The following is a 26,646-nucleotide window of genomic DNA, read 5'->3' as shown; positions in this document are numbered from 1 at the left end:
GTAAATACTGATATCACTACATGCTGACACTCATCTAGCAGACACAACTATTGATGGTTTTGTAGTAACTGATGTGCTTGCAAAATGATGCTCCTACGTACCGATATCAGCATATACAGATATCACTATATGCAGACATCACTATATACTGATATCATTACGCACAAATATAAATTGATTACAATTCTAAGCTGCGACTTGGTTTACTACTGTTAGAGTAAATCAAAAGCTAAAAAGGTATGGATATGCGGTCTTGCTTTGCTATCTATGCCAGGCAGGCAGAGGTGCTGAAGTTTATACAAAAGACAAAATCATGTATGATGTAACTAAGTACTGATATCAGTATATAGTGATATAGGGCCGAATGCTTAATTTTAAAAATTATTTTCATTTAACTAATTACATCAAGCTCTAACCGTCAGTACATCATGATTTACTGATAAAATGATATCAGTATCATTTTCTTCCTTTTTTGATTTTGTCATGACATCATCTTCACTGTATACACAGTCATTTTTTGAGGCGAATAAATGAAAATAATCTCATGCATAGGCCAGAAGGGTGGGGGATCAAAATCCACTACGGCACGGACTTTAGCTGCCGGATTTACTAAAGGTGGTTGGTCAACCCATCTTGCTGACTTAGATGGCAAACAACAGACATGCTTCAAGTGGTGTGATCGAAGAGAGAAAGCTGGATTACAGCGTATCGAGTGCGTTTTATACAAACGTATAGAACAAGCATTAAAAGTAAAAGACCTTTATGACCTGATCATTATTGATGGTAAGCCAGCTGCGGAAGCAACAACTCTTGATGTTGCAATGGAATCAGCACTAGTAATTGTTTCTACAGGCCCAACGCTTGATGACCTCGAACCATCCCTTGAATTAGGAAGAGAGTTAGTACAGAAGGGAATAGACCGAGAAAAGATAATTTTCCTGATCGCTAAATCCCCCTCAAAATCAGAAGCCACTAAAGCACGAGCTACCATTGAGAGCTGGAAGTTTAAGGCGTTCGATTCAGTGATAAGATTTCAGACAGCATATGGGCAAGCTCTGGATGTCGGTAAATCTCTCTGTGAGACAACGTCGAAATCGTTGAATGAGGAGGCAGAAGCTTTTGTAGACGAAGTCTACAACATAATCGATAATTGACATGAAACTGTACTGACATCAGTATATCATGACAGTTAGCTTCACCTCAGTAAGGAACAAAAATGAAAGCACCAAAGCAACCAGTACCTAAAATTCTGCCCCCAGATGATGATGCGCCGACACTTGATGTCACAAGCAACAGAGCAGACGACGATATCAAAACGATCCAGTTCAAAGTTAAAGTAAGTAAACATACCGAGATCAAGACATGGGCGACTCAGCATGGCATGACTATGACACAAGCTCTAATGCAGGGTTATGAGTTGCTCAAGAAGCAAAGAGGATAGGGAAGGGAGGAACCGTAGGCAAACATAAAAAATGCTTTAACCACTCATTTGGCAAAGATGATAAACAGATGGGTATGTTTGATACGGTGCGAGCAGGGAACATTTCGCACAAGAAATTTAACAGGAGTGAAAGCAGGTATAGTTTCCAGACTAAAGTTTTGAACATCTGAAATGGTACTCCAAGGGTGTACTGGCGCACCATTTTATAGTTTTATAAGCGTCTGATACTAAGCGCAACCTCCTCGTTAATAGTTCCTTCTTGCAGAAGTCGTTTAGCCTCATCCTCATAAGTATGACCATCTGCGTCCATAATTTCTGACATAGCTCGGGTTACATCCTCTACCTTGTTCAGTAATGACAGCCTTGCTCTGTGTTCCTTGGTCAATGCGATCCAAGAACGAGCAGCAACGAGCAGGCCGCTAACTGACGGTACAAGCGTTTGTGAAACAATAACGCGCAGTGCTGCGCAAATGTCATTGATAGCAGCAGAGTGTTGTTCAGGTGGAAAACGGGTAATCAAACGACTAACCACCATGGTTGGATCAAGAGCATGAACAGTGGCAAAGACAGGATGCCCTGTTTTGGAGGCTTCTACAGCAGCCTGAATACTTGATTCCTCACGCAACTCACCAATAAGAATCAGCGCAGGCTTACGCCGCATAGCTTCTGCGTTTGCAGCTGCAAATGAAGAGAAATTTTCAGGTATTGAGCTTTGAACAATGATGGAATGTTCGCTGAATATAGATGAATAGGTATATTCAATCGGTTCCGCGTGCTCAATAATGTTGCCTTTAATCGGTGTGTCATTTTGCAATATATAGCTAATGATACTTGCAAACGTAGTTGTTTTACCTACACCGGTTTCACCGGCAATAATACTAATTCCATTTTTCTGACACATTGCATTAACAATAGTTTCACTGAAACCAATTTTAGAAAGAGGTGGGGGGTTTTCTGGAATAGGACGTATAACTATTTGTGCAGTGATAGTTCCAGCTTCAGTGATACTCGATATGTTGACACGAAAGCCAAGACGTTTAGGTGCTTTCAATTGTTCATCAGATGGTATCATAACCTCAAGACGGCAATTGATATTACCTCCACCATTTATAGTAGACATAGCACCATCTTGATTAGATGCCCAGATACAAAGACCTTCCATATCCTGAAATGTAATATGATCATGACTCAATGCTTGCAACTTACCGTTTATCATGAAAAGGATAGGGCGTCGCGGCTGGATGAAAATATTACTTGTTTTATGTTTGATAGACTCTAACAGAATACGGCGAAGATCTTCCTTTGAATCCACACGCCCCGAAAATTTAAAACCTTCTGATAATTCAATAGTTTTAAATTCTTTTTTTACTACGTCAGTCATTTTCTTGTGCCCAAAGGATTTATTTTAGAAAATACACGGTTAGGGGATGTTCGTGAAGAAAATGTACTATGCCACTCGCCAGGCTTAGCGTTAAAATCAGGCAAACGGGTAATGCGCAGTAACGTATTATCAACAGTCATAGTGTTACCATCATGCGTAACTGGAATTTCAGATGATGCAATGATAGGCATAGTCACTTTCCCTTCAACAACAAACTGATGGAAAAGAAGCATACCTTTTAAATCTCTATTAAGTCTATCAAGCGCCTGAGTAAGCATTAGATTTGCATTCTCAACACCTTGATTCCATCCATCCGCCATAGCTAAATTAAATAGTTTTTGTTCATCACTACCTTTGGGGCGGAGCGCTGTATTTAAAAATTCAGCAGTAAAGTTTGATTTTGGAAATGAGAGATATCCACGCCAGTTAGGAGGTACAGAAGAAAATTTTGCCTGGCTAACTATTTCATACGATGCACCTGATAACCTTAGTGTCAAATCACCATCCTGATTATAGACATCTTTCATTTGAGCAATGACGGGAGGAATAACACGATCTTGTATCATTAGATTACTAAAGTCGTAAGCAATATCAAAATCTCGTTGATGTGATTCTATACTGTTTCTAATGCTATTTAACTGAAATGCTAAACCACCACGCACTCCAATATTTAATCCCGTGTCATATAAGGCTTGTTTACGTGCAGACTCAGCCACATTACCTGAGTTTTTCAAAGACTGCAATTGCTGGTCAGAAAGCGTTGAAGATGGGTCAACAATTTTTTCATTTCCAGTGTAGATACCCTGAAGTTGCTCAAGTGTTACTGGTGGCATGTCTGACATAATAACTCCAGATTATTACTTATAAGTAAGTCTGATGAATTTTGACTTTTGATCTAGGGTTATATCGCCACCCTTATCGATTTGATAACCAATATTTCTGAGAATCTCTTCAGGAGAAGAGTTAACAACACGTATATTAATTGGTTTTAACTTTCTCCACTTTCCATTTTCGACATAACGATACCCATATCTGAAAGAAAAGCTTTGCAAAGCTTCCTGCGGTTGACCGTAAAAATCAAAATCGACAAGATCAGAATAAAATGAAGACTGCTTACGGCCAAGCACAGCCTTGTCGTTATTAATGATGGCTGTGTACTGTCGTTGAGCTTCCGCTGCTTCAGAAACCTTTTCAGAAATGATTTTATTAGCAAGTGCATCCTCATTAGCGTTTTTACTCATATGCGGTGCACACCCTGAAATCATCAGGTTTGTTAGCAACAACAATGGTATTTTTATTTTAAATGCATTCATATTCACTCCTTATGTGATAGTAAATATTAAATCAAAAACCAATGCGCAAATAAATGCATTTAATTAATTATTGCGATTTATTTAATAGAAATAAATGAATTCTACTCAATACTGTTGAAACAGACTTTTTAAATCACAAAAAAAACCTCACACCATTACACACAAAACCACTTTGACACACCCAACACCACAATCACCCAATTGATGCCTTACACGTCATCCAAGAAGTGATGAAAACAGACTACCGTTAATGTCAGCACAGCCTGATAGAATGCTATGCCCATAATTTGATGCCATATACACATATAAACTGGTCACGAAACGGATTATGGCGTTACTCCCCCCTTGTTTCCATCATATGGAAAACAGGATGAAGTCAAACGTAAAAATGATTTATCAGAAAGTTTGGAAACTGGCAGATAATTATGGAAACAGGGCGCATAACGGGGAGTAACGCCCGATGAAGCCATAGATAAACGAATGTGACCATTGTTAGTAAAAATGGCATCAAAATAATTAGATTATTGAAAGCAGATATAATATAAATGACGGCATACCCGTAATGGCATCACACATGCAATGGCGACATACTCGCAATGACGACATATTCGTAATGGCACTATACATGCCCTAGCATCCCGGATGATGATTACAACATTTAGATAAAACTGAAGCCAATAACAAAATGAAACCATTCGCACAAAATAATTTGATGACAAAAATTGCAGAATTAGAACAATTGGAAACATCGACGCAAGACACATACACACTTAAATCCAAAGTGTTGATCAGGGCTTGTGAGAAAAATGGACTTATAAGTTCAGTAAAAAACATGGTTGCAATTTTAGAAGGTATGATACAAGAAAAACGAATCACCCGAAGTACTGCACGCCTGTATAAATCAGCTTTACTAAATAGAATAGTTCACGAAGCGCAACAGGCTATCGATAAAGGCGAGTCGATTGAAAGCTATATGCATAACTATGAAAATGCAGATAAGATAAATACAAGAATAGCCGCAAGTCATTCAACTCAAACTTCAGCACTTAAACTTAAAAGATTCCCAGATGACCTGATCCCTAAACTTGAAAAGTTGAATTTAACTGACAACAGATTCAAAAATTTAACCTTCGTACTTCTTTTTTTAAAGGCAAATTTGCTGGTTGGTCTTAGGCCAGTAGAATGGGCTAACACATCCATCTTCTCTTACATTGATAAACCTGGCACGGTTAAAAAGGGTACTAAGACTACTCCTGCACTTGTTGTAAGTAATGCTAAGGCAACTCATGGGAGAGGAAATGGAATTGAACGTGATATTATTTTTAATGCTATCACTGTTGAAGAACTTGGCGACATATTACAATTTTCTAAACTAATGCAAACACATTTAAATGGGTTATATGGTGAACAAAGAAGAAAACGTGCTGAAGATATTTTTACGAATGCCCAACAGACTTTAAATAGAGCACTTAAAAGCATAAAATATCCAATAACTAAAAGACCAACTTTGTATAGCACCCGCCATCAATGTATTGCTAACGCTAAGTCTGCTAATTTAACAGATATTGAAATTGCCGCTTTATTTGGACATAAGACAACAGAAACAGCCAGAATTCACTATGGTAAAAAAGTACATGGATCAGGCAGAGTGGTTATCAAACCCTCTAATGAGTCTATTCAGATGGTAAAAGAGCAATTACTTAAAGAAGTTGCAAACGATCTTGAGCTTAGAAATGAAAGTGCTGAATTTGCTGAGAGATGGTTGAAGTCAAAGTTTTAAAAATACATTTTACCTTTAATTTTAATTCTAATTAAATAAATTATATATATTAACTGGCGCTAAAATATGAAAACCAATTCAAACAATGGCAGCAGTTGGGGTAACCCCTCGAATGAAATCGACATCAAAGCTATTCGTAAATTTAATAGTTTTTTAAGGGGTTTTAATTCTTGTCTTGAAATGGCCCATGTCATTTTAGCTGCATCAATCCTCCTATCATTAATACTGATATTTATTAATGCTGATTTCATTGATTTAATCACAAATGATGGTACAAACAGTATGTGTATAATAAATGGCAAAACTGGCGAGATTAACTATGTTTTTCAAAACTAAAAGAAAGACTCCGAATGACAATATTGATAGTATTGCATCTAACAATGAAGCGCTTTCGATTGATTTTTCTTCTAATAAACCGTCAGCCTCCATTATTCGTGAAAATGCACGATTAGCGAGTGAAAATATTGATCTTCGTAGTCGAGCAAAGAAAAATATTTCTGCATTAATTATTCTTGGCTTGACTTTTTTATTCCTTTTGTGGTTGTGGGTCTTTTATTTCCCACAATACAGGTTTGTCTCCACCTTGGATAACGCTTCTATTTGTGCAATTCCTTCATCCGAAAACCCAGACACCACTCCTGAATCCATTCTCGATTATGCTAAAGATGCAGTCCTTAACACTTACTCATATGACTACGTCAACTATCGTTCTAAAATAAACGATACCGCAAACCGCTATTATAATAATGAAGGTAGAATTGCTTTATTCCATTCATTAGATGACTCAGAAAACCTTACTAGAGTTATCAAAGGAAAGTTAATTCTAAAATCGATGGCAACGAATGTGCCTCAGATCGAAAAACAGGATAAAGCAAAAACTTTTTGGATCGTTAACGTACCTATCACTATTGAGTTTTATGCAAACGGGTCTGATAAACCTATTGCGACCACACCTTACATTGCCATTGTCAGGGTAGTTAAAGAGAAACCTTCCAAGACACGCAAGAAGGCTATAGCTATTGAGCAAGTACTACTCAAGACGGGAAGAGGGTGAAATGGCAGCCATGAATAAATCATTTATTACCATGGCTATGTTGTCGATTGGTTTTGCAACACTTGCCGCACAACCAACCATAAACACGCCACCTGCATCACTTCCTGCTTCTTCACAGGCTCAAGCACCACAAGGTAACTCGCTGACGACAGAGGTTCCTGCTGGAGCTGTAAATGCGAATATAGACAGATCCCGTGTTAATCCATTGAACACTACCGATCAAGGCAGCAACTATCGGCCTGAAGATAGGCCACCACAAAGTGGGCTTGGACTTCAGATGGAGCCACCACAAATTGTTTATCCTTCTCCACAGCAGGTTACTGAAGATGCGGTATCTGATCTCGAATTATTGCAACTTACACCAGAACAGATGAACCGCCTCAAACAACTAAAGTTAAATAGAGAGCGCGCAAAAGCTACTCCGTATGTAACTCCGGCAAAGCCTGTTACGCGCACCATGTTTATAAACCTTAATGCAGGCGTATCACCGCCAACCGTTCGGTTGTCGCGTGGTCAGCTAAGCACAATTGTTTTCTCAGATGCCAATGGCCAACCCTGGTACATTAGTAAAGTTTCGGTTAACTGCACCTTATTCCAGACGGACTCGTGCTCGGGACAAAACCAGCAGTCTCAGTCGCAAACTCAGGGACAAAACAATAATCAGAGTCCACCAACCAATATTCTGACTCTTGAACCTCTGGGTTCACAGTCATATGGGAACATTACGGTTAGTCTAAATGGTCTTCCAACACCAGTTATCTTCATTCTGACCAGTGGCCAAAATGAAGTCGATATGCGAGTAGATGCCAAAATACCAGGAAGAAATCCAGATGCTCAATACACCATGACAATGACAGGTATGCCAGGCATAGATAATGACCTGACATCATTTCTTGATGGTGTTCCACCTAAAGGATCTAGAAAATTAAAAGTCACTGGCATGGATGGTGTTGATGCATGGGTCTTCAATAATTTTCTTTATGTGCGAGCCAATGGCGATGCCCAGTATCCCGCTTATACAAAAAGTGCCAGAAGCACAACAGGGCTTTCCATTTATCGCTTTGACAGCATGACCGACAGCGTAACCTTTACCGCAGGCGGTAGAGCTATAACAGCATTTATCGAGAATAACGATAATTAATTTATTGAGGACGATATGGCCGACGAAATCAATTCTGACGATCCATTAGAACCGCAGATCAAATTTTCAGAACCGAAAGAAGCAACGCGATTACCTCTTAAAAAAAGTGAGGTAAGAATACAAAACCTTAAAGCTGTATTCGGATCTGGGCCAGGACGGATTGGATTAATATCTGCTGTATTTTTTGTAGGAATTATGGGTGCTATTGCTGTACGTAACCTTGGCTCCGGTAATGACACCATTAACTCCAAAACAAAAGTGGATCAGGCTAATACCCCCGTGGTCAAAGCATCAATTGCGCCGATCACGACTAATGAAGCAGAAAGGCAGAATAAGTTTAACAATAACCAGGCTGATACTGCACTGTTAAAAGGTGATTCATATCAGCCTGCATTTCAACCTACTGTTTCGGAATCAAAACATGATGAAACAGAGGTATTCAGTTCTAATCAAGGTTCAATGTTTTCTGAAGCTCAGCTTAAGCAGCTTAATCTTGATACTGCCTCACCAAGCAACCAAAACTCACAATCAACTCAAAATACTCAAAATACTCAAAATACTCAAAATACTCAAAATACTCAAAATAATAGCAATCAGAACAACAGTCCATACCAGATGTCGCCGGAAGAACTTAAAAATCTTAATGAAGAGTACAAAAAACAGAAACAGCAACGCGACGCTTATGTCGCAGCCCTACAACAGCAAAGTCTTAATAATATAAAATCACTATTAGGTGATGGACAAAGTGATCCATTAAATAATTTTGGAAGATATACAACTGCAAGTTATGGTACGCCTCAGAGAATTAAAAATGAATTAGCTGAGAGTATTACCAAAAATTCCACAAGAAATGTAGCTATTAATGCAAGCACGGCAAAGAAGGTTATTATCAAAACCGGCAACACAATGTATGCAACGTTAACCACTCCGCTGAATACAGATGATGGCTTAGACGTTTTTGCTACTGTACATGGTGGCGAATGGGACGGCAGCGTCATTATAGGTAAAGTTGCTAAAACGCAGGACAACGTTAATCTGATTTTCACGACTATGGCTCCGCAAGATAAAAAAAGGCCGACGATGAAGATCGACGCTATAGCTCTTGGTGAAGAAGATGCAAGAAAGGGAATGGCTAAAGATATTGACCGACATCTGTTATCTAAATGGGGTTCCCTATTTGTTTCATCGATATTAAAAGGCTATGCGGCACCTTATCAAAATATCGGAACAACAACGTCTACAGCTAACTCAACGACTCAAACAAGACCAAGTCCTAACAGCACAGAAGTGTTTGCAAGCGCACTAGGTGAATTCGGCTCAAATGCAGCTGATCAAATAAAGAAGGGTTTTGACCGTCCTGATACCTATAAAACACCTGTAAATACAGGGTTTGCATTATTTTTTATGAGTGATGTTAACGAGCAAAATTAAGGCATAAAGATGAAAAAAAATAAATTATCTTTTGGAGCAATTGTAGGTATCACCTTTGGATCGCTGGTTTTTTTTCTGATAATCACTATCGTCATTTTTAAATTTATCTCTAAAAAACAAAGTGAACTACCTATTAGTCTGGAGGATACGCATCAAAGCCATTCCGAAAACCAACAGCAGCAAAAGGCTGATACTGAGAGGATGACAAAGGATATTGTTGAATCGCAACTTGCAGCACGAGATCAGCAACTTAGCACTGCTCGACATGAAAACGAACAGCTTAAGAACACCGTAAATCAGATCGTTGCTATCACTGACCGCAATAATAAATTAATGATGGCACGGATTGATACATTAGACGGGCGAATATCTGCCCTTGAAAGATTACTTTCGATAGAAACAACAAAAAATAGACAAATAAACGTCATTCATCTTGATAAATTACAAAAAAATCAGGTTAGCCAACAAGCAGTTCTTGAACAAAAAATTCCGTTAAATGGATTATCGATTATATCTATTGTTGGTGACCGAGCATGGATTTCTGACAATGGGAAAGATCGATCGGTGACGAATGGTGACTTTATCTCAGGAAGAAAGAAAGGCTCTCAGCTTCAAATTGTAGATATTGATGCTGACAAACACACAATTACATTAAAGTGATCACTCAATGAACAATACACCTGACTTGATGCTTATGGTCATAAATATTGGGAAAATTATTCCTCAATTTATCATGCTGGTACAAGGTACAGCTGGATTGACCGGACTTTTTTTTATTGGAACTTCTCTTCTTGATTTCTGGCTCGCGAATTCACCTGGTACTGAAAAACATTTTGCAGGTAGCAGGACAGCCACAAACATGGGGGCATCTACCAAACTCTTTGTTGGTGGACTTTTTATGTCTTTTGCAACTCTTCAGTTAGTAGGCATCATGAGTCGTTCAATTACTGGAGACTACGTTAACTCCCGCGCATTATCATATTCAGCCGGGGGTAGTTCTATGGAAGAGCAGGCACAGCTTGCCACACTAGCTTTATTATCCATTATGCAAGCAGTAGGTGCTTGTGCTTTCTTTCGTTGTTTATTAACTCTTAATGCCAGAGGCAATGGTCAGCAAAATGCTGGCTTGTCGAAAGTGGCCTTGTGGGGAATAGGTGCCATTCTTGCCTGGAATTTTAAATGGTTCTCTGATTCTGTAAATAACTGGGTAGGTTTTAATGTAATAGCATTGTTTACCCCATGGAGTTAATTTAATATATATTTGAAATTCTTAAGAGGTTTAATCATGAAATTATCTATTCCTAGTTTGAATAATTTTTTAAACAAGACAATTCTTTCATCAAGTATTTTCATCTATTCAACTGCCTCAAAGGCAATTGATAAAATGGATCTCACTTCTGATGCTTCTGGTGGCAAAAGTTTTTCAGATTTTGCAGATCGGCAGGATCAAAACATTGGCATTGGTGCAACATTAGTTTGTTTGATTTTTGCATTATTTGGACTCTTACTGGTTGGATGGGCGCTCAATCGCTTCCATAAAGCGGGTAAATCAGAAGGGCGAGAATCAGCTGTTCCGGGAGTTATTGCTCTGTTATGTGGAGGTGCATTATTTGTTGTCTCTACAATTGCAGGGTTAGTAAAAAATTCAATTATTTAATATTCCTGGGCAGCAGCAATGCTGCCCTTTGATAAGAGCATTTTTATGAAACAGCCGGTTTTAAGTGTTAAGCGGAAAGTATGGCGTCAGGATGATGAGCACACCATTCTGCATGATGAAAAATATAAGGCTGTGCGTGAAAAAATTCTTATGAGAGATAAATATACCTGTAGCCACTGTGGATTTAAATTCAATTATTATCAGGAAGTACACCACATTGATGATGATCATAGTAATCAGGATGAATCCAATCTAGAAACAATTTGCGGACTATGTCATCAGGTTTATCATCTAGGCATGACAGCGCTACGCGGATCGGGATTTATTGCATACATACCTGAATTAAAACAGACTGATATTAATTCTCTTTGTCGTGTCATTTTTATGCAATTACGAAAAATGGATGACATCTCTCCTTATATAAATAAGCTACAGGGGTTATATAGTATTTTTCAGGAGCGCGGAGGCGACACCCTAAAAAAGGTCTTTTACCATGGTGACAAAAATAAATTAGATATCAGCCAGCCCATGGTTTTTGCTCAGTACCTTTCACTTTGTTCTGACGATGACTTCAATAAAAAAGACAGAATACTGAGCGGTTTTGTGCTTGTGCCAACAATAAATGCTTTTAAATCTAAGCAACTGGAAGAATATTTCATCGCATTAGGTTCCGAAAATAATAAAATAGATAATTATTTCGATATTTATAACTCTCTAATCAGCAATGGTAAAAACCTATGATTTGTGGTGTAGCTATTTTCGATCTTCCCGAAAGCATTGACCGCAAGAGAGACATTAAAAATCTTGATGCTCTTTGGGCAAGCGTTTCGGGCCAAGAAGCCAAACGCCTGAAAAGTCTTCACGACCTACGAACCGATGTTATCTGGCTGACAAATCTCGATGCTAATATTTTCAAGACATTGAAATTATTCAGTATGCCAAATATCCGTAGTGAAACTTGGCTTAGAACAAAGTTTACACAAATTCAGCAAGAGCTTGGCCTTGACGAAAGTCATGTTACTACCAAGATAGTCGCTGAACAGATGTCTATGGTAGTACAAAGTGTTGTAGATCGTGCTCAGCAGACATTCGGTGTAATGCCTCATTCTCAGACACTCAATGCTGATTTTGCAAAGGTATTTAATGCTCCTGTCAGCAATCTTCCTGATGCATGGTATATGCACTTTGCACCCTTGGTTCAGCATTCTCTTGTTGCAGTGGTGAGCAGCTTCGCCCGAAGCGCAACCAATGCATCAATGACCGTCAAACCTAACAGACTGAAACATGCCCGTGAAGTACTCGCTACAAAGGTACCTCTCGACGTTGGCTGGGAACAGGGCGTTCGCATTCCCAATACCAAAACTGATACTTGGCTTGAAAACATCGACACGCCTTTTTTACTTCGCTTCTCACTCAACAATATCAATCCTGACATTGCAGAGATACTGAGCTGGGGAGCTGGATCACAGGTTCCGCGTGAATGGATGACAGATGTTGAATGGTGTGTATTGCGCGAGTTTTGCGATATCGAAGTTAAAGATATCCTGATTAACCGCAACCCCGGCTGCGTCCTTAAGCAACATGGAATGCTACCTTCAGGCATGTATGACGAACTGTCATATACCTGTGGGCTTGTAGCAGAATTGATGTGGACTTCTTTAACAACAAAAGTAAAACGGGGTAATGATGCATCTACAAAGCATTATACCGCTGCGGCTGCATGGCTCAGATCAGCTGACCGCATGATCATGTTTCGTCATGCTCAACGGTTAAGCGCCGATGGTTGCAATATAAGTATGTATGGCACTGGAATGGTTATTCTCTCTTACCCTGAAGGTGCTTTAACTCATTATCTTGGCAAATCAGTGAAAAATGGTTTGATGCCGCCTACAGCTAAATTTCAAGAAAACAAAAGAGGCAATAAATGAGTGACACCGATAAAGCCTTGTTTAATATCGAAGCTTTTATTCGTAGTGAAGGTGTCAGTTCTGACATTATTGTCATGGATAAGATTATCATTGCAAATAATTTTTCAGATCAAGATAAGGCAGCCAAAATAAACGAATTAGTTAGCACAATAAAATCCCGAAAACCTGCGAGAGGATAACATGGCCGGTAAATTATCAGCAGTAATAATGCAGGTTTTATCTGCTTTAAAAACAGATATAAGAGATTATTGTGAACTGGAAACGGTGGATGACAATTATTCAATTGTTGCTCTTGATGGCTCTTTAGTATCAATTGTTCGCTTCAATGGAAAATCAAGTGTTTTGGGGCGAAGTGAATATGCTGAATTTATAAAACTTTTATCAAAAGAATTTTCTGTTTTCTTTAATAACAGAGGCCATCAAGCTCAGTTTATTTTTTATAAAGACATTGAATCTACTGAGTTTCTAAACCAGCAAGTTCAGGCTCAACGTCTTACTGTACGTAGACTTAAATTGGATCTTGAAGACCTCATTGATGAAAGTGTTGAAGTTAATGCTCGTTACATTAACCTGGAAGAATCGTATATCGCTTTCTGGTCAAGACCAGCACTGCTCAGTGGCATTGAGCTTAATCTTTCCACAAGCGAGAGGTTAAATCTTAAGGAAGAGGTTAACTGGAAAGCGACTTCTCATGCACAGAATATTTTGAGGCCAATTTCATTTTTAACGGATAGACATAAAACATTTGTTGATACGATTATAAATCGTCTCAACTCGCGTGAATTTGGTTGCTCAGCCGATAAGCTGGATGTGTCAGAAAGTCTCAGGGAGATCAAACGTAAAGTATATCCTGACATAACGGGTGAAAACTGGACTCCATCAATTCCACATTATGACCGTAATACAGGCAAAGCAATTCCTATTCCTGTGCGCTGGAAAGACAACACAGCAGACGATGACATGTCTGAGATTATGCATCCGCCTTTACCCGATCAGATTATGGTGTCTGGTGCGCAAATCGGGAAAAGGGGAAGTGATAAATCAGATGTCAATTCACCGCTAAATGACAGCACTATTGTTAAAGTCGGCGATCGTTATTTTGCACCATTACTTCTGAAACTCCCCCCATCTGATACCAAAAACCTGTCCTTTCAGAAGCTATTTAACGACCTAAATAACTCGGAAACCAGGCAAAATGGTCGACGATGTTCTTTGCCGTTTTCATTTTCATGCATGATTGAATCAGATGGAATGTCTGTCTTTCAATGGAAGCAGATTTTTACTGGCATACTTGCAATAACGAATACCGAGAACAAGAACATAAACGCCGCACGAGACGCTCTGCGTGAGATGCAGCGCGACAGTGGACAGATAGTCAAAATCCGTTTTGGTGCCATGACGTGGACTGATGGAGCCAATATCAAAGAACTGTTATTACGCAAACAAAAACTATGGAAAGCCATGGAGACGTGGGGAAACAGCACTGTTTACGACCGCTCTGGCAACGCTCTTGAATCATTCCAAAGCAATGTTCTCGCGCTTACTACAAACCATTTGGGTACACCGGCACCCGCACCGCTGGAAGAGGCTTTAGCGCTTATGCCGCTTAGTCGTCCTGCATCACCATTCTCGCGAATGACTACTTTGTGCCGGTCATTGGATGGGAAGTTTATGCCATGGGAATCTTTTTCTGACTTACAGACAACCTGGCTAAAGCTTTACTCAGGACGACCAGGCTTTGGTAAGTCGGTTGCAATGAATAGCTATTATCTTGATGCCTGTATGATGCCGGGGATCACCAATTTACCCTGGCTCTTGCTAATTGATATAGGTATCAGCTCTGAAGGCTGTGTTGATGCTATTCGCGATGGGTTGCCAGAAGATAAAAAATATCTAGCAATGTATCGTCGCTTGCAGAACTCATCTGAATATTGCATTAACATTTGTGATATCCATCTGGGGGGGCGTAAACCACTACCTCATATCAAAGCTGCTATTGTTAATTTTATCACACAGCTAGTGACGCCCATTGAGCGAGCTGGCAAACCTTATGAGGGTATGACAAGCTTCGTCACATCTCTTGTTGAAATGGTTTATACCAAAAAAGATACAGGAGAAGGTGGTCAGCCTAATTTATATTCATACGGAAGACAGCCGGATGTTGATAAAGCATTAAAAAGAAACGGTATAGATGCCATTTCAAACGAAACAGCATATTATGATTTAGTAGACCGTCTCTTTGAAAAAGGGGAAATACACGCTGCCGAAATGGTTCAGCGTGAGGCTGTACCTCGCCTCAGCGACTTTCAAATGTTGTTCAATGATTCCAATATTAAAAATGCATACGGCGACATTAAAACTGAAAATGACAATACACTTGTTGCAGCGTTGAAATTTGGTTTACTTGCTGCTATTGATTCATACCCTATGTTCAACGGTTCAACACAATTCGATATTGGTAGCTCACGCATTGTTTCCCTCGATTTACAGGATGTTGTTGTCAAAGGGAAAAGTCCTTCTGAAATGCATCGTACATCATTGATGTATATGATTGCCATTCAGTCATTTATGAAAAAAATTGCATTATCTCGTGAAGACTTAAAGCATATTCGTCAGCCTTACCTTAGATATTATACAAAGCTAATAAATGAATTAATTGATCATTTTAAAATTCTGGGAATTGACGAATATCATAATACTGGCGGCGGCGAAAATATTACGAACCTTATTACAACTTTTGCTCGTGAAAATCGCAAATGGCTTATGGAGATGGTCATTGGTTCGCAGTCAGCTGAAGACTTTGGTGCTTTGACAGAATTTGCGTCAAGTATGATGTTTCTTGATTCCGGTACAGAAGAAACCCGACAGTATATTCGTCAAAAAATCGGTCTTTCTCCCGTAGCAGAGAGTGCGTTGGTCTCACATTGCACCGGGCCATCGTCTACTGGTGTTACGTTCTTAGCCTATTTGTCGACGAAAAAAGGTAAACACTACCAGCTATTTACCCAAACCATGGGGGCAAGGCGTTTATGGCGACTGAACAGTACAGCTAAAGACAGAAAGCTACGCACATTGCTCTTCGATAAAATGCCAAAAAAAGATGCAATTAAATTACTTTCTCAAAAGTTCCCAAGCGGTAGCGCCGTTGACGCAATTGACCGAATGATGTCGATGAATACAGCTTTAGAAACTGAGTTTGATGATGATGAGATGATTGAACAGGCATCTGAAAGACTCGCCAGTAAATTAATTAATGAGTATTTACAGCAAATTTAATAATTCTATTTTGCCATTAAATTTTCGAGATCAACATGGTTCAATATAAAGGTGTATCGAAAGAAAATGAGTTAAAGAGTTCTAGCTTAAAAAAGGACACCAGAACTCTGCTACAAAAATATCGTGACTCTAAGGGTTCTCCTGATGGGTTAGTTTTTTATTGCATCGCTATACCTATACTAATGGTTATATTCTCATTTATGCCGTTCATGGGTGAACTTATCCTTTTATTATTTTTTGGGTTCATCAGGAATAATCTGTGTTTTTCTAAAATGCACTTCGATTTTCCCTACAGGGTTCCGAGAGGTGCAGAGTTTCTCGACGGTTCCAAAAAAGGGGAAAAAAAAGGTGAAGGTATTATCTATCTTGGCAACGACATTGAATCTGAATTACCCGTTTATGAAGATAACTCTGACAGCCGCACACACCATCTTGTATTAGGGACTACTGGTTCTGGTAAAACGGAATTTCTTCTTGGTCTTGTTGCAAATGCTCTCGTTCAAAATACCGGATTTATCTACGTAGACGGAAAGGGTGATCCTAAACTACAAAGCCAGGTATTCCGTTTACTCAGACTTTTTGGACGTGAGGCCGATGGCCTTATTATCAACTTCATAATGTCAGGCCGTGATCTAGTCGATAAGCAAACCGATAAAATTACCAACACAATGAATATGATGGGGAATACATCATCAGGTATGCTCATTGAACTTATCGTTTCTCTCATGGATGATTCTGGCGGTGGGGGAGATATGTGGAAAGGGAGGGCAATATCCTTCGTTTCTGCAATTACACGACCTCTAGTATACATGAGAGATAAAGGATTTATTACATTATCCCCAGAATCATATTTAAACTATTTCGAGTTGCATGTCCTGGAAGAACTGGTTTTCGAACACAACGGAAGATATGGTGACAATTTTGATTTCATCGTTGCGCCACTACGTTCATATCTAAAAACTCTTCCGGGTTATCAGGATTCAAAAAGAAAAAAACAGGAAACAAAGACGCTTGAACAACATGGTTTCATTACCATGCAACTTTTACGTATATTTAATGATTTAACATTCAACTATGGTCATATTTTCAAAGTTAAAATCGGTGATGTAGATTTTTATGATGTCGTAGTGAATCGACGATGCCTGGTCGCGCTTCTTCCAGCATTAGAACGTGCGCCTGACAGCATGAAAATGCTAGGTAAAATGATTGTGGGTGCAATCAAACAAATGATGGCTGGATGCCTTGGTAACAGGGTTGAAGGTGTGGTGCGCGAGATTATCGAGAGTCGCCCAACTAACTCGGATTACCCTTTCTACACCATCCTAGATGAATATGGTTACTATGCTGTGGCCGGTTTTGCTGTTGCACCGGCACAGGCACGTAGTATCGGTTTTTCAATTACCTTTGCGGCTCAGGATTTTTCTTCACTGAAGAAATCCAGCGCCGAAGAAGCTGACGCAACATGGGAGAACACCAACGTTCGTGCAATCGGAAAATTGACATCAGGCGAAGAATCCGAGACATGGAAACGCATTGTTGGGGCTGCGAGTACTGCCACACAGGCAGAGGTATCTGGATATGATCGCGTTATGGGTACAATGGGTGAGCGCTTTGCCACTCCGGGTTCAGTCAGTTTTTCCAATAAGCAGCGTATTCACTACGACGATTTTGCTGCTCAGGAAAATGGCGAGTTCACATTCATCATCGGGAAAAAGGAAAAGGGCGGTGAAACTGGAGGCGTAAGGGTTATCAGGGGAATGGGATTTTACACAGCTTCTGAAACACCCAAGGAAATGCGCATCAATGATATGGTGCCGGTAGAGCCCCCTGAACCTCATGAGTTACCTGAAACCAAGCTTCAGCTCGAAACATTTATTAATTTGATCGCTAAAAATCAGTTGTCGGAAATGTTGAATAAGTTCATCGAATCATCACCTGTCCTTGATGACTTTTCAGCGATCATCAAATTTAACGATTCCATTTCTTTGAAGAGCAGTTCGGCATGTCTCACACCTAATGACCTCACTCGGGCATTACTCGGGTATTACTGCAAACTTGCTGACGGTGAAGCTAAACCCTTCAAGCTGTCAACGGTCAGACAAAAGACTGTAGTTAATAGTGAAGAAGGTAGCACTCCATCAACTTATTCCGATGATTCAGGCGATGATGAGATTTTACTGTCTACAGAAGCTAAATCACTTAGTGAGATTGAATTACTAGAAGCAGAACTGGTTTTCTCAGCAGTGGCAGATAACAGCATCACCGAAGAGCTTTTAGATCTGGCTCAGCATATGACGCTAAATGAAGGTGAAAACCTTAATAATGCAGGCCTGCGTATCAATGCCGCACCCGAGATTTTACCACTGGTTAATTCTCAACCTGTTGAAAAAGAAAATGATAGTGAAGATGATATAACTCTTTTGCGAGATAGTAATGCATATGACCGATACTTAAAAAACCTGTCACCTGCACAAGTGGCAGGTTTTAACCAGCATATGAAGGTTTATTTTGATTTTGGCAGCAGTTCCACTGAAAACGAGAATAGTCCGCTTCAGTTTGGTTTAAATAAGCTAGATAGTGAAAATCGCTCTGTAATGTCTGCGATGTATCACGCTCAGCTGATGTCAATTTTCAGTCGTGGGGATAAACCTACCGCCCGTCAGATCCGTGAAATTAAGGATGATGTTGAAAATGAATACCAACGACTTTTGAATAGCACGTCATACCTTAACGGCGTCGAGCCTGAAAAAGTAGATGCCGAAACGATCAGAGAGTCTATCTCGTTACTCGGTGAAGAATGTGGTATTTTTGTTCTTAAGAACCTTAAAGATTGACAGATAACCTCCCATGCAGTGATAGGTTTCTGGATTTTGATCTTAATGAAAATTTTTTTAAATCAATAAGTTATTGATAAAGGGCATTCAGATGAATGACGAATTTTACAAAACGTTGGGAAATCTGCACAGCCTCCGGGCTGCGCTGAAAGACATGGCACCTAACGATTTGCGCGATCTTGTTCATAAATTAAACATCATCATTGAGGAAAAAGATCGTGCTGAAAAAGAAGCCAAGCGACAGGAAGAGGAAAAAATTGAGAAAGTAAATTTGCTTCGTGCTGAGCTGGAAAAGTACGGTTTAACGCCGGATGATTTGGTCACAGAAGAGACAAAAAGAGATCTGATGAGACCGCATAAAAAAACCAGGAAGACAAACCCTAAATATCAATATATCGATGAAAGTGGGCAAACGAAAACTTGGACAGGACAGGGAAGAACACCAACACCTATTAAAAAACAGATGGAAGAAAAAAATAAAACTCTTGATGATTTTTTAATTGAAAATGCTTCTACAAATTAAAAAAATATACAATAATACATAAATTAGGGCACCCATTCGGTGCCTGATTTATGGATTATAGAAATGAAAAAACCATCATCTATATTAAAAAATGCTTTGCGCATTACCCTTGGTGTTCCATTAGGTGGAGCGTTAGGAATAAATCAATTAGCAAACAACAATGAAGTTATTAAAAATTTATGGAAAAGTATAAAAAACCCCAAATGCCCAGCATGTGAAAGCGGAGTATTGTTCACTGAAAATTCTCATGATGGTCTTTTAGTAAATCGTAGTGAGCATAAAAACGTACTCGTTAAATATTACTGTGTTAAGTGCGGTTACAGAATATCGTCAACGCCTTCTGAAATTAACGAAATTGTTTATCAGTATCGTGTTGAAAATAACCTTAACTTCATTCAGAACCAAAAAAATACAAAACATATTGATCACAATATTCGTTCTTTTAAGTATACATCACGGATTTTGTATTATGCCGCCACAGCAGCCTTTTTCTATAGCATCTACATTATAGCAAGCGGTGGTAATCTTATACTGGCAATAGATTGCGTTGCTATTTCTCTCCCTTTTTTTGTATCAGGCATGATTCGAAGTTATCGCTGCCATCAGCTTCAGTCAAACACGCTTTATGTGAAGGGAAGCTTTTTACGCTGGTTAAAATATGGGAAATGGTTTGTATGAAAATTAAATTATTTCTCTTTATCGCAACGTTATCCCCTTCATTTTGTAACGCAAGTGTATCAGTACCGTTCGATGATTTTTATGGTGTTCGACCAGCAACAATAAGCTGTGTGGTCAAAGCCTCACAGAAGCAGGGTGTACCGGCGAATGTGTTGCTTGCACTCTCCAGTCTTGAACGAGGAAAGAATGGACAGTTTGTAAAAAATACCAATGGTTCAATTGATTTGGGTCATTTCCAAATCAACACAACCAATTGGGACAAGAAAACCGGCCTGTTCGCAGGGAGACTTAGCATTTCACATGAAGATGTTGCTTTACGAGGTTGCTACAACGCTGAACTTGCCGCGTGGCTTCTACGTCAGCGTATTAATGAAGATACAGGTCAGGACTACTGGACGCGTGTTGCCAATTACCATAGTAAAACAAAGCAGTACAACGACATTTACAAGAAGAAGCTTATCCCTCTAGTCGTCCAGTGGGGTAAATGGCTTCAACGCAACCGAAATAATGAATTAGCAGTTACCTATAAATAGTTATTAATCAGAGAGGTTTAGACCATGCTGCGTAATGCATTACGAATGACAGGTTTTGTTGGCAAAGACCGCAATATTCGTTCCAATGAAAACACCGGTGAAATCACAGGATTATCTTTTAGTCTTGCCGTAAACTCACGCGTTCCTGATCCTGAAAAGCCGGGGGACTGGATTGATGGAACGGACTGGTTTCCAGTTCAGATCAGCGCACGTAACCGCAGCTTTGAATTTTTGAAAAAGCATCTGTTGAAAGGAGCACAGGTTCAGATTGGCGGTTATCTGCGCCGCGTTTCATGGGAATCTAAAAGCCGACGCGATGAAGGAGGCGCTGCATTGACGGATTTCCGTAATGATGTGATCGCAACTGAAGTTTTAATAATCCGTTACGCCAAGAGCGATGCGTCTCAAAATGCAACCGACAATGATGTGCCGCCTCAGGATTATTCAGATCAGACACCACCAGGCGATTCAGCTGACTATGATAATCTCATGCCTGAGCCTCAATAAATCCTCTATATAGCCGTTCTCTTGAACGGCTTTTTTGTGCACATCATGTTTTGTACTGAAATAAGTATATACTGACAATTTAGTGTATGGAATGGAGGATCTTATGAAACTTTGGATTCTTAAGGCCCGTGATGAAGACCTGACAAGTGACGACAATCCTTGGGAACAATGGTATGACACGAATTTCGGCTTGCTGATCCGTGCAGAGTCGGAAGATCGAGCCAGAGAGCTTGCCCAAGCCGAGGCGTGTGACGAAAAGCGCGGCTCTCCTTGGCTAGATGCCAAGTACAGCACCTGCTATGAACTTACGAATGATGGCGGCGAGGGCGTGTTGCTGATTGACAATCGTGGGGCTTAATAAACGAGGGTGACCGACATCCTTGCCCTCGATGACTGGAACGTCATCGACAAGCTGGTTGATGACGAAACGTATGTGATTGAAGCCGAAAATAGGGTTGATTTCTGGCCCTTCGCGTCAACGTATAGATAAAGTTCATTATGATCCCTTCCACAAAAGCCCTCGGCATCTTCCAAACACATGTAGCCATATGACTTTAGCTTTGATTGCCACCCTTTTGCCCTGGAATTAGGTCGGTATCAGTTGTATGATCTCCATATAAACGAGTTCACCCTGTGTGGCAAATTTACCGATGGGGATCGTCCTTATCGCTAGCGAAAAAGTCGTGAAGATCCTACTTCCATTAACAGTGTATAGCGAGACAGATTTGTAATGGATCTCACAAAGGATCTAATGATGATCCTGTTTGTTTTGTGAGCATTTTTTGTAATATCCTCTTTTTTAAAATAACCCATCTAAAAGGCTCTGTGAGAGCTTTATTCTGAAATCGCTACCCTAGCACGTTTATTGTTAAAAAAACGGCCTAAAGACGTTAGAGGCGGTTTAATGGTTATCCTTAGCCTGGCAGACCTGTTTTTAAGATTATATTCATAGCAAAAATATCAAACAGCTTGCTGTGCGATTAGCGTATTTTTTCTAGATCTTTTATTCAGATCTTCTTTAAATTCAAGGGGGGATTCAACCCAGTGAATCAAGGAGTTAGAGTGTGATAGGTGATGAATAATAGGCTTTGTGGTGATGTCATTTAGGGTTATAGGTGATCTCAAATAGGTTGCATAGGTGATCTGATCTGGGGTGGATAACTTTTATTGACAGCAAAAAATCCTTTGGTGATAACAATTAGGGTAACTGTCTTGATTATAGGTGATAGCAATTAGGACTGTCATTTTTCACTAAGGTGATGAAATTTAGGGTGGTTTTTAGTCCTCTCATAGGTGATAGCAATTGGGATAGATGTTCGTTCTAAAGGTGATGATCTTTAGGGCCATAGCCCTTTACCTAAAGGTGACCGCATTTAGGAGGGGAGGAGTAAGCCTTAGGTGATAGGTCTTAGGGCGTTTTACGTTTTTTTGTTTGGCTGCACATGCTGGCTAGAACCGATTAGGTGATAGCTTTTGGGCTACGTCAAAACAACTATAGGTTCAGGTGATAACATATAGGTTTATTGAAATTCTGATTCTGTTGCTATAACTCTGATATTTAATTTATTTTTTTGCTTTCCGTAACATTGTCACTTCAGCTAAAGGTGATGTGATTTAGGAGGAGAAGCCTGCGATAAATCATTTATGATTGTCCAGTCTGCACTTGATCGCAACATGCTCATTAAGTGGCCTTGAAGTGATAGCTAATAGGTCGAATTTCATGGGGAAAGGTCTTAAGGTGATATCAAATGGGCATTAGCTGTAAGATCTCAGATCCAATATTGTAAATCGTTTACTGCATAACCATAAAATCCTTCACTTATGGGTGATAGCTAGTAGGACGTGACGGTGTAGCGTGGCCTATGAAAATTAAGTTATTGTTTATATTGGTTATTTAGTTATTAAAAAAATATTTCCTGAAAGGTGATAGCAAATAGGGGCGATTGATAGCCCTCGTTTGGAGTGATCACTTTATCTAAATCATTTATCAGGTGATGACATTTAGGTCTAATTATCTTCAAATCGCTGTGATTTGCCACAGCTGTTTGTCTTCACGCATCGAAATCGATTATGCGGTAGGAAAGGTGACATGTGTTAGGCCTAAAAGGTGATAACAAATAGGCCGCTAATGAGATTGGCAGGAAGACAGAAAAATACAAGGGTGATAGCAATTAGGGCTGGAAAGGTGATAAGAATTAGGAGTGCTTCAGAAAATGGATTTAAGAGCTTGTGTCCAGATATCAATCAGTTATTTGGAACACTTCAAGCCATAGCATATAAATTGTGAGCAACCGCAGGCACCCAGTCAATGCTAGAAATTTTTTTTATCTTACTGTAAATTATGACTAATATTTGATTGGATAAGAATAAACTAACTACATCAATACCTATGACCTGACTTAGGTGACATCAAATAGGGTGTTTGTTTGAAGTGGCGTACAGTTAACAGTAAATTATCTCCTAAAGGTGATGTTTTCTATTGATTGAATCACCTTTAATGTTATGATGGCTTCATCATTTACACATCAACTCAGTGATATCTATGAAATCTGATGATGATACCTTACCCCTGAACAAGAGCTTAAGTCAGTTGAAGATCGTGAGTCATAATGAAGGTCTTGTCGTACAGTCGAATAAGTTGATCGATGCAGCTTATCGGCTGTCCCTCGAAGAAATGCGCCTTCTTTATATCGCTTTGAAAAAAATCAATCGACGTATGGAAGTTGGGCCTGATGGTCTCTTGCCGGAAATTACCGTATCGGTCAGTGAGTACAGAGAGGCGTTTGGGATCAAAACTCACGCACTTCACGAGCGCCTGGCTGATACTGCCAACTCACTTTTGATGAAGCCGCTGGTCACCTTTGACTGGAATGAAGATAAGAAGAAGATGGATAAAACCAAACGGCTTTGGTTTACTAGTCTAGCTTATGATGCCGAAGGGGATGTTTCATCAATTAAGCTTCGCTTCTCACCAGAATTGAGGCCGCTTATTTACGAGCTGACGACCAATTTTACTAAAATTGATTTCGAGCAGGTCAGCCGTCTTGATACTCCGTTTTCAATGAGACTCTATCAGTGGCTGTCCAAATTCAAAGGCCTGCGTAAATCAAACCGTGGGGACGGAGTGTTTGAAACAGAACCATTTGAGATAGATGATATTAAATCCAAAACTGGTTTAGACAATAAGTATAAAGAATTTAAATTTTTCAAAAGGGATATGCTTGATCCCGCGATTCACCGTATCAATAACAAGACTGACCTTTCTGTTAATTACAAGCTAATTAAAAAAGGTCGATCTGTACAAAGTATTGTTTTTGTTTTTATCTCAGATACTGAGGCGCAAACCGCTAAACCTTTACGTCCACGCTTGCCCGGACGACCGAGAGTCATAAAGGATTCTCATGCTGAAGGTGAGTGGGCGCGTCAATGTATCGCCATACTTGAAAAGTATCAGAGTGATTTGAAAGAATACGACGATAAGGCATATCTGCCAATTCGCGATGCAGAAAAACTCATTACTTATTATCAAATTATTGGGGACAAGAGAAAAAAACAGGACTTGAGTGTTCACCTTGATTCGCGACGAATGACGAAAATTTGACGTGTTGGTGGCGTATAAATGAATTATCTATATCGTGTTGGATTTAAGTTATAGTTCTTAAAATATAAAGCTGGTAAAAACAAACTACTTATATACAAAAAACGTCACCTAGAGTGGCGTTTTTTGTATGTGTGATTTGTGTCAGGCCGCGTGTATTAATGTTGTGGTGTTTTCTTAGCGAAAAAATAACACTGCTGTTATCTATATATATTGAATGATGTTCTCTACTCTTATATATTTTTATTACACAGTGTTAATTATATTTCGAGGTAAGCATGAGCTTTAATCCAGATGCCTTTAATCAGAAGCCTGCGGCTCAGAAAACTGAACGCATTAAACCTGAGCGTTTAATTATTCGTGTAGACAGCTATCTTATGCCGAATGATGGTTTTCATTATGCCATTGGGCATTCAATCAAAAATCCCGCTGAGCAAGTTAAAGTTCGACTGACCACGGTTGATGAGCGCAGTACAGACTTACCAAAAGCTGATAAAGAAAAAATCTTAAAACAATATCGCTCAGGTGAGAATACCCGTGACTCAATTGCGGATAAAGCGAAAAACAACATTAGATTAATTTCATTTGATGACTCGATCAAAATTGGCACTGACCATGGTGTTACCGAATATCGTGCTCATTGGGGTAAAACGATTTCGACCGATCCGAATGCAGAAGTTATTTTTGGTTCGGGTCATATCCGTCTTCGTGAGAATGAAAATGGGTCGGGTCAGGCTTACGTGGAGATGGTAAAAGGCGTTGCCGTAGCAACACCTGAAAACATTGATCAGCTCATGCATGACTCTCTCACTATCAAAGATGAGCAGCAACGTGCTCGAGATCCGTTTATGGCGGTACGTATCATCTATAATGAAAAGGTGGCAACTACTGTTCGTCTTTATCCCGCTGTAGAAAAAACCTCTGTATTCGACAATGACATGGGGCGTAGTAAAGAGATTAATAAGCCGGTTGATGCAGATAATACGATTGCTAAATTGATGGCGGGAGAGAGTACCGTCAGTGATTTTACTAATCAGCAGGCTGACACCGTCCGAGCTATTGTGGCAGGTTTAAAGGATCTTGATGTTCCCGTTTTTAACACTAATCGTGCCACAAGTGACCTTAATATTTATCATGGTGTTAAACAGGGCGCTCTGCGTGTAGAAATTATTTCTTTTGAAAAATTTGATTTTGGGCCTGACTCCCGAAAAACTTACCTCAAAGATAAATCATTCCGACCACAGCTGAAGAGTTATGACATCAACTCTTCGGCAGAAGGCAGCAATGAAATTCGCCAGGTTGCAGGTTACGACCAGACAGTTGTTGCATTCATGCGCCACCCGGATGGCGAACCTTACGTCGTGTTTGCTTCACCCGAAGAAATGTGGCCAAAACCAAAGCCTCTTAAAGACATCACCCTGGAAGAGTTTATCTCTCCGACCATTGCGCGTGAAGCAGTTATTGAAATAGAAGCAGAAACTTCGTTACAACAGCACCCAGAGCCGGAAAAAGAACCTGAAAGCGCTAATGCAGCACCGGAAATGTGAAAATAATTGATTTATGAAAATAGT

25 protein-coding genes are annotated in these 26,646 nt (G+C 39.6%); 22 read left to right on the top strand and 3 right to left on the bottom strand.

The genetic code is table 11. The features are described 5' to 3' along the window. Nucleotides 1–530 precede the first annotated feature (530 nt). A complete protein-coding gene (locus tag SJI19_RS17030; protein ID WP_323479472.1) occupies nt 531–1,154 on the top strand; it encodes a ParA family protein in 624 nt (207 codons plus the stop codon). A 62-nt stretch (nt 1,155–1,216) separates the two neighbouring features. After that, nucleotides 1,217–1,441 (top strand): hypothetical protein, encoded by a 225-nt coding sequence (locus SJI19_RS17025; protein ID WP_323479471.1) that lies wholly within the window; start codon nt 1,217–1,219, stop codon nt 1,439–1,441. Between the two features lie 211 nt (nt 1,442–1,652). Here SJI19_RS17025 and SJI19_RS17020 read toward each other — a convergent pair whose 3' ends face one another. Genes SJI19_RS17020 through SJI19_RS17010 form a run of 3 tightly spaced genes read right to left on the bottom strand, consistent with a single transcriptional unit; the run spans nt 1,653 to nt 4,135 of the window. Continuing rightward, nucleotides 1,653–2,822, bottom strand: a complete 1,170-nt coding sequence (locus tag SJI19_RS17020) for an ATPase, T2SS/T4P/T4SS family (protein WP_323479470.1) — start codon at nt 2,820–2,822, stop codon at nt 1,653–1,655. Next, a complete protein-coding gene (locus tag SJI19_RS17015) occupies nt 2,819–3,664 on the bottom strand; it encodes a type IV secretory system conjugative DNA transfer family protein (protein ID WP_323479469.1) in 846 nt (281 codons plus the stop codon). The genes SJI19_RS17020 and SJI19_RS17015 overlap by 4 nt, the downstream gene beginning before the upstream one ends. Nucleotides 3,665–3,679: 15 nt before the next feature. Then, nucleotides 3,680–4,135: a DotD/TraH family lipoprotein gene (locus SJI19_RS17010; RefSeq protein ID WP_323479468.1), complete on the bottom strand. Its 456-nt coding sequence runs from the start codon at nt 4,133–4,135 to the stop codon at nt 3,680–3,682. A 685-nt stretch (nt 4,136–4,820) separates the two neighbouring features. Here SJI19_RS17010 and SJI19_RS17005 point away from each other — a divergent pair. The 20 genes from SJI19_RS17005 to SJI19_RS16910 all read left to right on the top strand — a co-directional run bounded on the left by SJI19_RS17005 (nt 4,821) and on the right by SJI19_RS16910 (nt 26,622). Next, nucleotides 4,821–5,915 (top strand): hypothetical protein, encoded by a 1,095-nt coding sequence (locus tag SJI19_RS17005; RefSeq protein ID WP_323479467.1) that lies wholly within the window; start codon nt 4,821–4,823, stop codon nt 5,913–5,915. A 66-nt stretch (nt 5,916–5,981) separates the two neighbouring features. After that, nucleotides 5,982–6,251 carry a hypothetical protein gene (locus tag SJI19_RS17000; protein WP_323479466.1) on the top strand — a complete coding sequence of 90 codons (270 nt, stop codon included), beginning with the start codon at nt 5,982–5,984 and terminating at the stop codon, nt 6,249–6,251. Further along, nucleotides 6,211–6,969 (top strand): DotI/IcmL family type IV secretion protein, encoded by a 759-nt coding sequence (locus SJI19_RS16995; RefSeq protein ID WP_323479465.1) that lies wholly within the window; start codon nt 6,211–6,213, stop codon nt 6,967–6,969. The genes SJI19_RS17000 and SJI19_RS16995 overlap by 41 nt, the downstream gene beginning before the upstream one ends. Nucleotide 6,970: 1 nt before the next feature. After that, nucleotides 6,971–8,110: a DotH/IcmK family type IV secretion protein gene (locus tag SJI19_RS16990; protein ID WP_323479464.1), complete on the top strand. Its 1,140-nt coding sequence runs from the start codon at nt 6,971–6,973 to the stop codon at nt 8,108–8,110. 15 nt (nt 8,111–8,125) lie between these two features. Beyond that, a complete protein-coding gene (locus SJI19_RS16985; RefSeq protein WP_323479463.1) occupies nt 8,126–9,541 on the top strand; it encodes a DotG/IcmE/VirB10 family protein in 1,416 nt (471 codons plus the stop codon). Between the two features lie 9 nt (nt 9,542–9,550). Next, nucleotides 9,551–10,201 (top strand): hypothetical protein, encoded by a 651-nt coding sequence (locus tag SJI19_RS16980; protein ID WP_323479462.1) that lies wholly within the window; start codon nt 9,551–9,553, stop codon nt 10,199–10,201. 7 nt (nt 10,202–10,208) lie between these two features. After that, entirely contained in the window at nt 10,209–10,790 is a 582-nt protein-coding gene (locus SJI19_RS16975; protein ID WP_323479461.1) for a type IV secretion protein DotIE, read from the top strand. A gap of 36 nt (nt 10,791–10,826) precedes the next feature. Continuing rightward, entirely contained in the window at nt 10,827–11,198 is a 372-nt protein-coding gene (locus SJI19_RS16970) for a hypothetical protein (protein WP_323479460.1), read from the top strand. Between the two features lie 45 nt (nt 11,199–11,243). Continuing rightward, nucleotides 11,244–11,939 carry a type IVB secretion system protein IcmJDotN gene (gene icmJ, locus SJI19_RS16965; RefSeq protein WP_323479459.1) on the top strand — a complete coding sequence of 232 codons (696 nt, stop codon included), beginning with the start codon at nt 11,244–11,246 and terminating at the stop codon, nt 11,937–11,939. Beyond that, nucleotides 11,936–13,126 carry a hypothetical protein gene (locus tag SJI19_RS16960; protein ID WP_323479458.1) on the top strand — a complete coding sequence of 397 codons (1,191 nt, stop codon included), beginning with the start codon at nt 11,936–11,938 and terminating at the stop codon, nt 13,124–13,126. Before icmJ ends, SJI19_RS16960 begins: the two co-directional genes overlap by 4 nt. Continuing rightward, nucleotides 13,123–13,305, top strand: coding sequence for a hypothetical protein (locus SJI19_RS16955; protein WP_323479457.1), 183 nt, complete (start codon nt 13,123–13,125; stop codon nt 13,303–13,305). The genes SJI19_RS16960 and SJI19_RS16955 overlap by 4 nt, the downstream gene beginning before the upstream one ends. Nucleotide 13,306: 1 nt before the next feature. Continuing rightward, complete coding sequence (locus tag SJI19_RS16950) at nt 13,307–16,402, top strand: type IV secretion protein DotO (RefSeq protein WP_323479456.1); 3,096 nt, start codon at nt 13,307–13,309, stop codon at nt 16,400–16,402. A 35-nt stretch (nt 16,403–16,437) separates the two neighbouring features. Then, nucleotides 16,438–19,236 (top strand): FtsK/SpoIIIE domain-containing protein, encoded by a 2,799-nt coding sequence (locus tag SJI19_RS16945; protein ID WP_323479455.1) that lies wholly within the window; start codon nt 16,438–16,440, stop codon nt 19,234–19,236. Between the two features lie 91 nt (nt 19,237–19,327). Continuing rightward, on the top strand, nt 19,328–19,759 hold the full coding sequence (locus SJI19_RS16940; RefSeq protein ID WP_323479454.1) for an H-NS family nucleoid-associated regulatory protein: 432 nt from the start codon (nt 19,328–19,330) through the stop codon (nt 19,757–19,759). 63 nt (nt 19,760–19,822) lie between these two features. After that, nucleotides 19,823–20,437, top strand: a complete 615-nt coding sequence (locus SJI19_RS16935; protein ID WP_323479453.1) for a hypothetical protein — start codon at nt 19,823–19,825, stop codon at nt 20,435–20,437. Continuing rightward, nucleotides 20,434–20,970 carry a conjugal transfer protein TrbN gene (locus SJI19_RS16930; RefSeq protein WP_323479452.1) on the top strand — a complete coding sequence of 179 codons (537 nt, stop codon included), beginning with the start codon at nt 20,434–20,436 and terminating at the stop codon, nt 20,968–20,970. Before SJI19_RS16935 ends, SJI19_RS16930 begins: the two co-directional genes overlap by 4 nt. Nucleotides 20,971–20,994: 24 nt before the next feature. Further along, a complete protein-coding gene (locus tag SJI19_RS16925; protein WP_323479451.1) occupies nt 20,995–21,477 on the top strand; it encodes a single-stranded DNA-binding protein in 483 nt (160 codons plus the stop codon). A 103-nt stretch (nt 21,478–21,580) separates the two neighbouring features. Beyond that, nucleotides 21,581–21,835 (top strand): hypothetical protein, encoded by a 255-nt coding sequence (locus tag SJI19_RS16920; RefSeq protein WP_323479450.1) that lies wholly within the window; start codon nt 21,581–21,583, stop codon nt 21,833–21,835. A gap of 2,184 nt (nt 21,836–24,019) precedes the next feature. Next, the gene (locus SJI19_RS16915) at nt 24,020–25,078 is read left to right on the top strand and encodes a replication initiation protein (RefSeq protein ID WP_323479449.1); all 1,059 of its coding nucleotides are present in this window, start codon (nt 24,020–24,022) and stop codon (nt 25,076–25,078) included. Nucleotides 25,079–25,353: 275 nt separating this feature from the next. Then, nucleotides 25,354–26,622, top strand: coding sequence for a hypothetical protein (locus SJI19_RS16910; RefSeq protein ID WP_323479448.1), 1,269 nt, complete (start codon nt 25,354–25,356; stop codon nt 26,620–26,622). Nucleotides 26,623–26,646 lie beyond the last annotated feature (24 nt).

The sequence above is a fragment of the Acerihabitans sp. TG2 genome, from assembly GCF_035013185.1.
Lineage (GTDB): Bacteria > Pseudomonadota > Gammaproteobacteria > Enterobacterales > Enterobacteriaceae > Acerihabitans.
This window is presented reverse-complemented; position numbering and strand designations above follow the sequence as displayed.